Origin of the sequence: Mesorhizobium sp. M7A.F.Ca.CA.002.05.1.1 (genome assembly GCF_003998335.1) — a bacterium.
Classification (GTDB): Bacteria; Pseudomonadota; Alphaproteobacteria; order Rhizobiales; family Rhizobiaceae; genus Mesorhizobium.
The window spans coordinates 1-10083 of sequence record NZ_RZQI01000133.1; the positions used below are offsets into that span (position 1 = coordinate 1).

At 62.7% G+C, this 10083-nt stretch carries 11 protein-coding genes; 2 read left to right on the forward strand and 9 right to left on the reverse strand.

The annotated features are described in order from the left end of the window. Window positions 1-78: 78 nt before the first annotated feature. The 3 genes from EN939_RS09565 to EN939_RS09575 all read right to left on the reverse strand — a co-directional run bounded on the left by EN939_RS09565 (window position 79) and on the right by EN939_RS09575 (window position 3036). Window positions 79-1344 carry a cysteine desulfurase-like protein gene (locus EN939_RS09565; protein ID WP_127267822.1) on the reverse strand — a complete coding sequence of 422 codons (1266 nt, stop codon included), beginning with the start codon at window positions 1342-1344 and terminating at the stop codon, window positions 79-81. A 53-nt stretch (window positions 1345-1397) separates the two neighbouring features. Beyond that, on the reverse strand, window positions 1398-2465 hold the full coding sequence (locus EN939_RS09570; RefSeq protein ID WP_127267823.1) for an aldo/keto reductase: 1068 nt from the start codon (window positions 2463-2465) through the stop codon (window positions 1398-1400). A 115-nt stretch (window positions 2466-2580) separates the two neighbouring features. Further along, the gene (locus EN939_RS09575) at window positions 2581-3036 is read right to left on the reverse strand and encodes a hypothetical protein (protein WP_127267824.1); all 456 of its coding nucleotides are present in this window, start codon (window positions 3034-3036) and stop codon (window positions 2581-2583) included. 394 nt (window positions 3037-3430) lie between these two features. Between EN939_RS09575 and EN939_RS09580 the strand changes: the two genes are divergently transcribed. Beyond that, a complete protein-coding gene (locus tag EN939_RS09580) occupies window positions 3431-3595 on the forward strand; it encodes a hypothetical protein (protein WP_023706483.1) in 165 nt (54 codons plus the stop codon). A 54-nt stretch (window positions 3596-3649) separates the two neighbouring features. Here EN939_RS09580 and EN939_RS09585 read toward each other — a convergent pair whose 3' ends face one another. Beyond that, entirely contained in the window at window positions 3650-4156 is a 507-nt protein-coding gene (locus EN939_RS09585) for a DUF1993 domain-containing protein (RefSeq protein WP_127267825.1), read from the reverse strand. A 137-nt stretch (window positions 4157-4293) separates the two neighbouring features. Here EN939_RS09585 and EN939_RS09590 point away from each other — a divergent pair, with 137 nt between their 5' ends. Then, window positions 4294-5346: a DUF1176 domain-containing protein gene (locus EN939_RS09590; protein ID WP_127267826.1), complete on the forward strand. Its 1053-nt coding sequence runs from the start codon at window positions 4294-4296 to the stop codon at window positions 5344-5346. Window positions 5347-5375: 29 nt separating this feature from the next. On the opposite strand, the gene EN939_RS09595 is transcribed toward EN939_RS09590, so the two are convergent. The 5 genes from EN939_RS09595 to EN939_RS09615 form a co-directional block, all read right to left on the reverse strand. Next, a complete protein-coding gene (locus tag EN939_RS09595) occupies window positions 5376-6266 on the reverse strand; it encodes an alpha/beta hydrolase (RefSeq protein WP_127267827.1) in 891 nt (296 codons plus the stop codon). 32 nt (window positions 6267-6298) lie between these two features. Beyond that, a complete protein-coding gene (locus tag EN939_RS09600; RefSeq protein ID WP_127267828.1) occupies window positions 6299-7909 on the reverse strand; it encodes an NTP transferase domain-containing protein in 1611 nt (536 codons plus the stop codon). Next, on the reverse strand, window positions 7906-8610 hold the full coding sequence (locus EN939_RS09605) for an XdhC family protein (RefSeq protein ID WP_127267829.1): 705 nt from the start codon (window positions 8608-8610) through the stop codon (window positions 7906-7908). Before EN939_RS09605 ends, EN939_RS09600 begins: the two co-directional genes overlap by 4 nt. Before the next feature lie 6 nt (window positions 8611-8616). Continuing rightward, on the reverse strand, window positions 8617-8955 hold the full coding sequence (locus tag EN939_RS09610; RefSeq protein WP_127267830.1) for an XdhC family protein: 339 nt from the start codon (window positions 8953-8955) through the stop codon (window positions 8617-8619). Window positions 8956-9015: 60 nt separating this feature from the next. Further along, window positions 9016-10083, reverse strand: a 1068-nt coding sequence (locus EN939_RS09615; protein ID WP_127267831.1) for a vWA domain-containing protein, incomplete at its 5' end; no start/stop codon positions are given.

Here is a 10083-nt window from a genome sequence, read left to right on the forward strand (position 1 = left end):
TGCGACGAACTCGGCGACAATCTCACCGCGTTCCTCACCGGCTTCGGCGGCAAGACGCGGTGAATGCTCAAGCCAGCGTCAGGAGCGCTGCTGCCTGAGCATGGCGATCACACGGTGTACGCTCTCCAGCGTCTGGTCGATTTCGGCTGCAGTGTTGTAGTGGGCGATGCCGATACGCACGACGCCATGCTCGGCCGGAATGCCGAGCTGGTGGACGATCTCCCAGGCATAGTTGTGGCCAGACCACAGGAAGATGTTTTCGGCGTTCATCTGCCGCACGATCGTTTCGGGCACGATGCCATCGACGGTGAAGGAAACCGTCGGCACGCGCTCGCCGAGCCGCTTCGGATCGGTGATGCCGTGGATGGTCAGGCCCTCGACATCGGACAGGCCATCGATCAGCTGTTGCGCCAGCGGGTTTTCATAGGCGATCGAAACCGCAAACGCCTTGGCGATCTTCTGCCTTCTTGAACCGCCCTCGCCCGCCGCCGCGCCAAGGTCGGCAAAGTAGTCGACCGCGGCGGTGAGACCGGCCATCAGCTCGATCTGCGGCGTGCCGAGTTCGAACCGCTCCGGCAGGCCGTTGGAAGAGCAGCGGCACTTGTAGGGCTCCAGCGTCTCGACGACGTCGCGCCGGCCCCACAATATGCCCATATGTGGGCCGAAGAATTTGTAGGCCGAGCAGATCAGGAAATCGCAGCCGAGCTCCTGCACGTCGATCAGACCGTGAGGCGCGAATTGGACGGCATCGACATAGACAAGGGCGCCGGCATTCCTGGCCATCGCAGTCAGCGCCTTCACCCGATTGATCGAGCCGGTCAAATTGCTGGCGTAGTTCAACGCGACCAGCCGTGTCTTCTCCGAAAACAGACCGGCCAGCGTCGCCTCTTCGACCTGCCAGCTCTTTTCATCGAACGGCAGCCAGCGCACGACGAGCCCGAGATCCTCGGCCAGCTGCAGCCAGGGCGACACATTGCCCTCATGGTCCATGCGGGTGAGGATGATCTCGTCGCCGGGCTGCATCGTGCGGCCGAGCGTGCGCGACATGTGATAGGTCAGCGTCGTCATGTTGGCGCCGATGATGATTTCCTCGGGGCTGGCGGCGCCAAGGAAATCGGCCATGGCCTGGTGCGCGTCGTCGACGACGGCCTGCGCGGCGACCGTGGTTTCGAAAAAGCCGCCAAGGTTGGCATTGGTGGTCAACAGGCAGCGCGACACCGCGTCCGCCACCGCCTGTGGCACCTGCGTGCCGGCAGGATTGTCGAGATAGATGCGGCGGCGGCCCTTGTCGGTCAGGAAGAGAGCCGGAAATTTTTCACGCACTGCCTCGACTGGAAAATTCATTGCTGCTCGCTCCCGTTGTAATCATTGGATATTCGGCCTGCGGCCAATCCCGTTCAAGGACAGGGATTGCCGACCCGCTGGTGGATCGCGTCCACCGCCTTCTGCATTTCTTCGGTCCAGGTGACGTCGACAGAAGACAGCGCCATGTCGAGCTGCGAAAGCGTCGTTGCGCCGACGATGTTGGAGGTTACGAACGGCCGGCTCGAGACATAGGCATTGGCAAACAGTGCCGGCTCCAGGCCAAAGGAGCGCGCCAGCTCATTGTATTCAAGTTGTGCTTCAGCGGCACCTGGCGTCTCGTAGCGCTGGCCGCGATTGAACAGCTGCGAGCGGGACCCCTGCGGTCGCGCGCCATGGTCGTATTTGCCGGTGAGATAGCCCTGTGCCAGCGGCGAATAGGGCAGTAGCGACACTTGCTCGCGCTCACAGACCTCGGCGAGGTTCACCTCGAAAGTGCGGTTGACGAGATTGTAAGCGTTCTGGATCGACGCGACGCGCGGGCCGATGCCCTTGTCGGCTTCGGCAAGGAACCGCATCACGCCCCAGGAACTCTCGTTCGACAGCCCGAAATGGCGGATCTTTCCCGCCTTCACCAGTTCGTCGAAGACGCCAAGCGTCTCGGCGATCGGTGTTTCGTCGGCCGGTGCGCCGACGGAATCGGCGCGCGGCGACACGGCGCCGACGCGCGTCGGGTTGCCGCCCCAGGGGATATCCCGCTCCGGCCAGTGGATCTGGTAGAGGTCGATATAGTCGGTGCCGAGCTTGGCCAGCGACTTGTCGATGGCGTCAAAGATGTCGGCGCGCACCAGTTGCGACGGCCTGTCGCCGCGAAACCAGCTGTTGGCCGTGCGGCCGACGACCTTCGAGGCCAGGATCACCTTGTCGCGGTTGCCCTTGGCTTTCATCCAGTTGCCGATGATCTTTTCGGTCCGTCCCTGCGTCTCCGCCTTGGGCGGGATCGGATAGAGCTCAGCGGTGTCAATGAAATTGACGCCACGCGAGAAAGCCAGGTCCATCTGGGCGTGGCCTTCGGCCTCGGTGTTCTGCTGGCCCCAGGTCATGGAGCCCAGGCAGATCTGGGTCACAAGAAGATCGGTCCGACCGAGACGGCGTTTGTGCATGAAATTCGGCTCCGGAGGAAGGCTGGCGCGACTGCGCGGAGGAAGCCGCATCTATAGGCAAAGCAGAGCCGCTCTCCAAGCCTCGCCAGACCGACTTTTGCGTGAACCAGCCGGGTTAGCGGCGAGCACCGGCTAGTGCACGGCGCTTGGCCTCGTCGATCAGCATGTTGGCCACTTGCATGCGGATCATGGCGCGCTGGCGCAAATGCGGGGCGACACGGTCGGGATGGTTGGCAAAGGCAAAGCGGCGGCGCATGCGGCTGAAGTCGGCGACCTGCCTGGGCTGATCGAGGCCAAGTTCGACGGCGATGGCTTCGGGATCGATCGGCGGCAGCTTTTCCTCGGGCTTTGGCTCTTCGCCGGCGAGAGCCAGCTTGGCATGATCGAGCAAGGCGGCGAATTCCGTCGCCAGATCCGCGCCCGCCTCGCGATATTCGGCAGCGGAAACCTTGATGCGGCCGGAATGGAGTTCATCGGCCACCGAAAGATAGTCAAACGGGATGGATGGACGAGCGCCGGCCTCTTCGCCCTCGCCATTCTTGTCGGGGGCGATGAAGAGGTCGTCGAGCAACGAAGCGAAATCCCGCTTGGCGCCAGTAGCGATGTCAGCCTCCCCCTCGCCCGACCATTCGGGTACCGAAGCATAGAACCGGCTCGTTAAAAATGCATGCCACCGATCTTAACGAATTTAGCCGTCGCCTGCACCGCTTGACCCACCGCAACCCCAAGAAACAAAAATTCAGACTGTATTTTTTTGCAGTCCGGAATTCGCCAGGTGTGGCGAGGAAAAACCGGCCATGTAGCCAGCGTTCGAGGCTACGATACGCACCGGCCAAAAGTTTCGCCCGTTAGAGAAAATGTCGAAAAATTCGCCAAGACATGGCAGGTATGCAAATGCTGCACTGCACAATTGTCACGATTCACCTATATTGGCGGATGTGGAGGACCAATTTGGGGCTTGAATCATGGGTTTCTTCACTGAAATGTTCGCCCGGCCGCGGCCGCAGGAGCATCTGAGATACCGCTCGGCGCTCGCGCTGCTTCATTCGATGAGCAATGCCGACCGTGCCGACATCGGTATCAAGCCGGCCGACTTCCCCCGCATCGCCCGCGAAATGTCCGTTCGCTAGGTACTTCCGGTGATGTCCCGGATCGATCCGGGACATCTCCAAAAACTCAATTCCCTAGCGCGTTCCCAGGAATGTCGCCTTGCCCAACGGCACGCCATTGTGGCGAAGAATGTCGTAGGCCGTGGTGAGGTGGAAATAGAAGTTGGGCATAGCCACATGCAGCAGATACTGCAGGCCGGGCATCGAACTTTCCCGTCCGCCAAGCTTCAGCTCGATGATCTTGTCGTCGGAGCCGTCGAACTCGGCAGCCGAAAATGTGCCCAGAAGGTCGAGGGTCTTGGTGATGCGCGCCTGAATTTCGGCGAAACTCGCCTCGTTGTCCTCGTATCTCGGCACGTCGCGCCCGGCGAGCCGTGACGGCGCGCCCTTGGCATGATCGGTGGCGATCTGCACCTGCCTGGTCAAGGCGAACATGTCTGGCGCCAGCCGCGCCGTCAGAAACACCTGCGGGTCGATCTTGCGGTCAAGCGCATTCTGTTCGGCGGTCGCCAGCACATCGGAAAGCGCTTTCAGCCTGGCCGAAAACACCGGCACGGACGCCTCATACATCGATATCGTCACGTCAAATCTCCTGTCCGGCCGAACGCCGGCGGACGCGACGTAGCGCCTTCGCGCGCGATTCTTCAAGTCCGTCGAGCCTGCGTCACCACGTTGCCGCAATCGCCGTCGTAGAATCCTCTATCGAGCGGAGGTTCCCGATGAGACGCGCCCTTTTCGCAGCGACTGCCTTTCTCTCCCTGGCACCGATCGGCCAGACGGTATTGGCTGCCGACGATGCCCCCGAAGCGCCCTATATCGACGATCGGTCGAGCGCCGACGCGGTTGTCCGTTCGCTGTACAGCGCCATCAGCCGGCACGAATTCGCCCGCGCCTGGGGGTATTTCAGCGATACAAAGCCGGCAAAGGATTTCGACAGTTTCGTCAAGGGTTTTGATGGGACCCACAAGGTCGAGGTCGAGACCGGAGCTGTTTCCGACGAAGGTGCGGCTGGCAGCATTTTCTACAACGTCCCCGTCGCCATTCGCGCGACGGACAAGGCCGGCGGCGAAAAGGTCTTTGCCGGTTGCTATACGCTGCGCCAGGTGAATGCCCAGATCCAGGCGGAGCCGCCCTTCGATCCGATCCATATCGAAAAAGGCGCGCTGAAACCCTCCACCGCCGATTTCGAAGAGGCGCTGCCGCCAAGCTGCGGCGACGGGCCGCCACCGCCAAAGAAAGACACCGCACTGGAGCAGGCCAAGAAGGCCTTTCTGGCAACCTATGGCGACCAGTGCGACAAGCAGTTCCTTGCCAATGAGCCGACCGTTTTTTCGATTAAATACAAGGACAAGGATGCGCAGCCCGGCGAACCCGACAAGGAGACGCGGCTGTTCCATTTTTCCTGTTCGGCCGCGGCCTACAATGAAAGCTCGATCTACTACATGACCGACGACGTGTCGGGCGTGCAGCAGTTGCAGTTCGCCGAGCCCAAGATGGACATCCGCTACGAGAACAATGACAGCAACGGCAAATTGCTGGGCATGAGTATCGTCGGTTTCCAGACGTCCGGCTGGGCGGTCAATTCCGACTATGATGAGGCTGCCCACACGATCACAACATTCAACAAGTGGCGCGGCATCGGCGATGCGTCCGACGCAGGGACGTATCTGTTCCGCAACGGCAATTTTTCGCTGGTCCAGTATGACGTCGATGCGTCCTATGACGGCGAGCAAAATCCGGAGACGGTTGTCGACTATAACACCGCGCCCTGAGCATCACACGAGCTTGCAGGCTGCGTCGATCAGGGCGCCTTCGACAGCATCCAGTTGAGCGTGCCGCGCCAGTCGGTCATGCGGATCGGCGTGCCATGGGTGCCGGTCTCGAAGCGGACGAAGCGGGTCGGATAGGTCTTCGATTTGGTCAGGATCGAGCGAAAGAACGCCTCCTGCTTTGCCACGGGGTAGACGACGTCGTGGCTGCCCTGGCCGAAGAAGACCGGCACGCGGCGCTTGAAGGCCGGGCTGGTGAAAAAGCTCTCATCCCACAGCGAACCGAGCAGCAGCAGGCCATTGATGCGTCCGCCTGTATCCTTGCGCGCGGCCAGCTTCCAGCATAGCGCGCCGCCCATCGAGCCGCAGGCGACGAAGATCTTCGCGCCTGGCGACTGTTCGGCATAATGACCGATCAGCGCCGCCACCTGCGCCGCTCCCTTGTCGCCGAAATCGGGGAAATCAGGACTGAGATAGAGGCCGCCATTGCCGGCCATCAGGTTCTTGAGCCGGTTGAAATTGCCGCCGAAGGTGAAGTCGTCGACACCCTGCTTGCGGCTGCCGCCCTGCCCGTGCAGATAAAGCACGATGATGCCGGCGCCCTCGGTCTTGCCTGCGGCGACATGCCTGACATCGCCGGCATCGGTTTTCAGCAACAGATCCTGCTGCATCTTGCGGACGCCGGTGTCGGTGTATTGGGCGTTTACCCGGCGCTCCGGCACCTGGTCACGCTGGTTGATATCGCGCATCTCGCGGTAGTCGATGACGGTATAGGCGCCATTGGTGTCGGACGATAGCGTGGCCGGATAGGCGAAGAGATCGTCCTTGAAGGGTTTTAAGGACAGCGTCTGGCTTTGCGCGGCCGGAGACAGCAACGCGGTCGCGACTGCAAAGGCACAGAAAATTTGGCAGCGGATAGACATGTCCAAGGCATGCGTAATTCGGCTTGGGTTTGTCAATCCTGCAGCACGCCGCCGGCGCCTTCCAGCGCCTCGCGTGTGTCGACATCGACTGACGCCGCCGCGCCGATTTCGACATCGATGACATCGAGCCCTTCGGTCTCGACCAGATGGCGCGCGCCTGTGTCGCCTTCGAGATGGGCGATCGCCGGAAACAGCGAGCGCGGCAAAAGCACAGGGTTGCCGCGCTTGCCGTCATGCGAGGCGCGGACCACCGCGTTGCCGCCGGCCTTGCGGAAAGCATCGATCAATCTGTCGAGGTCATCGGACGTGATATCAGGCATGTCACCGAGAACGATCATCACGCCGGCGGAATCTTCCGGCAGATAGGCGATGCCGGCTTTCAGCGAGGTGGACAGGCCCTCGGCAAAATCGGGATTGTCGGCGAAGGTCACGTCGAGGCCCACCAGCGCAGCGCGCACCCGCTCGCGCTGGTGGCCGGTGACGATGACAGTGCCGGACGCCTTCGAGCCGAGCGCCCGCTCGGCGGTGCGGCGCACAAGCGGCTTGCCGTCGAACAGCGCCAAAAGCTTGTTCGGCCCGCCCATGCGGCTTGAGCGGCCAGCGGCCAGCAGCACGATGCCGACCTTGAGCTGGCTTTTGGCCGGCAGCGGTTCGCGCGGCTGCGGCCGTGTCGGGATTTCCATCAACAGCCCGCCGACCCCCATGGCGGCAATATCCCTGGCCGTCACGTCGAGGCCAGCGATCAACCGGTCCAGCACCCAGTCGAAACCATTCTCCTTGGGGCTGCGGGCGCAGCCGGGCGCGCCGATGATGCGCTTGCCATCGAGCGTGCCGAGCACCAGCAGATTGCCGGGATCGACCGGCATGCCCGCGCGGATGACTGCACCACCCGCCTTCTCGATCGCCGCGGGAATGACATCGGCAAAATCGCTCATCGCCGAAGCGCCGAAGATCACCACCATGTCGTTGTCGCGCGCCAGGGAGACCGCGGCCTCCGCCACTGGCGCGACCTCATGCGGCGTGCGGCGCTCCGCAGTCAGCCTGCCGCCCGTACGCGCCAGCCGCGCTTCGGTGACGCGCAGCGTCTTGTCGAGCACGGAAGGCTTGATGCCCGGCAGAACCGTCTGGATGACGCCGACACGCACGGGCCGGTAGGCATTGACGGCAAATATCTCGCCCGCGGCGCAGATTTCTGTCGCAGCGTCGACCAGCGCTGAACTGACCGCGAAGGGAATGATCTTCACGGTCGCGACCATCTGGCCTTTCTCGACCGGCGCATGCTGCGCCAGCGTGGCGATGGTGATGGCGGGATCAATGGCATTGATGGCATCGATGACAGCGGCATCGACCGTGAAGATGCCCGGCGCCTTGGCATGGAGATTGACCCGCCCGGTCGCGGCAGGCCTGGCTTCGATCCCGCGAAAGGTCATGCTCTCGGCAATCGTTTGCGCGGCCGCATCCTCGCCGAGGTCGTCCTCAGTCAGCACAGCCGCAACGACCTCGGAAACACCGGCAGCCCGCAGCAGCGCCACATCTTCAGCGCTCAGCCTGTGCGCCTTGCGGAAGCGGCGTTCGCCGGCGGTGGTGGAGTGCGCCAGCACCGCGCCTTCCGCGGTCTCGATCGGGATCGGGCCGAATTTCACGCCGCCGCGCCCTTGGCATCGAGACCGCGCGAGCGGAAGGCGTGGATTGCCTGGGCCAACACCGCAACGGCGATCTCTCCCGGGCTGGCAGCACCGATGTCGAGCCCGATCGGCGCATGGATACGGGCGATCTGATCGGCGCTCGCGCCCAGCGCCAGCAGGCGTTCGACCCGCTTGGCATGCGTCTTCCTGCTACCGAGCGCCCCGACATAGAAACAGTTGGCGTCGAGCGCGGCCTTCAGCGCGAAATCATCGACCTTCGGGTCATGAGTGACGGCGGCAAGCGCCGTATAGCTGTCGAGCGGCTGACGCTTCAGCACATCCTCCGGCCATTCGGCATGAAGCGCCACATCGGGAAAGCGGTCCGGCGTGGCGAAGGCGGTGCGGGGGTCGATTATCTCCACGGGATAGCCGGCGATCCTGGCCATCGGCGCCAGCGCCTGGCTGATATGGACAGCGCCAATCACGACCAGACGCGGCTGCGGCAGATGCGCGTTGAGAAAGAAATTCCGCCCCTCTGCTTCGACCGAACCGGAGTTGCCTGTGCGGAACGCCCTGGCGATCGCGGCGCCAAGATCGCCGGCGACCTGATCGCCTTCGCGCACGATGCGGTCGCGGCCGTCACCGAGATCGGTGACCAGGATCGCCGCGCGGCGAGCGCGTCGTTCGGCGTTCAAAATTTTTAAGGCGTAGGGATCCATCCGAGATCAGCCCAGTCTTTCCACGTACACCTTGATGCGGCCGCCACAGGACAAGCCGACCTGCCATGCGGTCTCATCGGCAACACCGAACTCCAGCATCCTGGCCTTGCCGCTGTCGATGACGTCGATGGCCTCACTGACCACAGCGCCTTCGACGCAGCCGCCCGAGACGGAGCCGTGGAAATTGCCGTCGGCGTCGATGACCAGATGGCTGCCTACAGGTCGGGGCGCCGAACCCCAGGTCTCGACCACAGTCGCGATGGCCACGTCCTTGCCGTCCTTCATCCAGCCCTCCGCGATGATCAGCGGGTCGCGGGCCTCATCCAGATAAATGCTGCTTTCCATGACCGTTTCTCCAGAAGTCTGTTTTTCTCGGGATCTGTTTTCCGGGTGGGAAAGATATGGTTATGCGGCGTGCCTCGCGCCAGCGTCCAGCCATCGGCGCGGATCGACGGATTGTGCCGACTTCTTGTCCAATGACGCGCAGAGATCGGCCAGCGCATCGAGATTGTGCACCGAGCGGAACTCGTCGACATGCGGCAGCATCGCCTTGACGCCACGGGCGCGCGCCTGAAAACCGTCAAAGCGCAGCAACGGGTTCAGCCAGATCAGCCGCCGGCAGGATTTGTGCAGGCGCTCCATTTCCTCCGACAGGCCGTCGACATCGTCGCGCTCCAACCCGTCGGTGATCAGAAGCACGACCGCCCCCTGCCCCAGCACGCGCCGCGACCATATCAGGTTGAACTCGGCAAGTGTGTCGCCGATGCGGGTGCCGCCCGACCAGTCCTTGACCGCCGCAGAACAGTCGGCAAGTGCTGCATCGGGATCGCGGTGGCGCATCTGCCGGGTCAGATTGGTCAGTCTGGTACCGAAGACGAAGGTGTGCACGCGACGCCTTTTTTCCGTCAGTGCATGCAAGAAATGCAGGAAGATGCGCGTGTACTGGCTCATCGAGCCTGAAATGTCGGCCAGAACCACCAAAGGCGGATGAACTTCGCGGGCTGAGCGGAATTTCGGCAGGATCAGTTCGCCGCCGGTGCGCGCGGCCGAACGCATCATGGCTCGCGGATCAATGCGGCGGCCATGCGCATCGGCCTTGAAGCGCCGGGTCCGCACCATGTCGAAAGGCAGCCGCAGTTCGGCGATCGCCTTCTTGGCGTCGGCCATCTCGGCGGCGTTCATCTGGGCAAAATCCTTGGCCCGCAGCACCTCGTTGCCGGAAAAGGTGAAGCGGGCGTCGACCTCGATCTCGGGAATTTCCTGTGGCGGCTGGTTCTTCTGGTGGCCCTCGAACATCGCCTGGCTGACCCGGTTTTCAGCGGCGCGCGGCTTCTGCTTTTCCCTGGTGTCGGGTGCCACCGGCGAAAACATAGCCAGCATCTTCTCGATCAGTTCACGCGATTTCCAGAACAGCCGGAAAGCTTCGTCGAAAGTGGCGTGATCCTCATGCCTGGACACCAGCACGGCGTGCAG

Bases quoted from the DNA above. Each gene is read 5' to 3' on its own strand.
- EN939_RS09565 (WP_127267822.1), bottom strand. From the start codon at position 1,344: ATGAATTTTCCAGTCGAGGCAGTGCGTGAAAAATTTCCGGCTCTCTTC.
- EN939_RS09570 (WP_127267823.1), bottom strand. From the start codon at position 2,465: ATGCACAAACGCCGTCTCGGTCGGACCGATCTTCTTGTGACCCAGATC.
- EN939_RS09580 (WP_023706483.1), top strand. From the start codon at position 3,431: ATGGGTTTCTTCACTGAAATGTTCGCCCGGCCGCGGCCGCAGGAGCAT.
- EN939_RS09590 (WP_127267826.1), top strand. From the start codon at position 4,294: ATGAGACGCGCCCTTTTCGCAGCGACTGCCTTTCTCTCCCTGGCACCG.
- EN939_RS09595 (WP_127267827.1), bottom strand. From the start codon at position 6,266: ATGTCTATCCGCTGCCAAATTTTCTGTGCCTTTGCAGTCGCGACCGCG.
- EN939_RS09605 (WP_127267829.1), bottom strand. From the start codon at position 8,610: ATGGATCCCTACGCCTTAAAAATTTTGAACGCCGAACGACGCGCTCGC.
- EN939_RS09610 (WP_127267830.1), bottom strand. From the start codon at position 8,955: ATGGAAAGCAGCATTTATCTGGATGAGGCCCGCGACCCGCTGATCATC.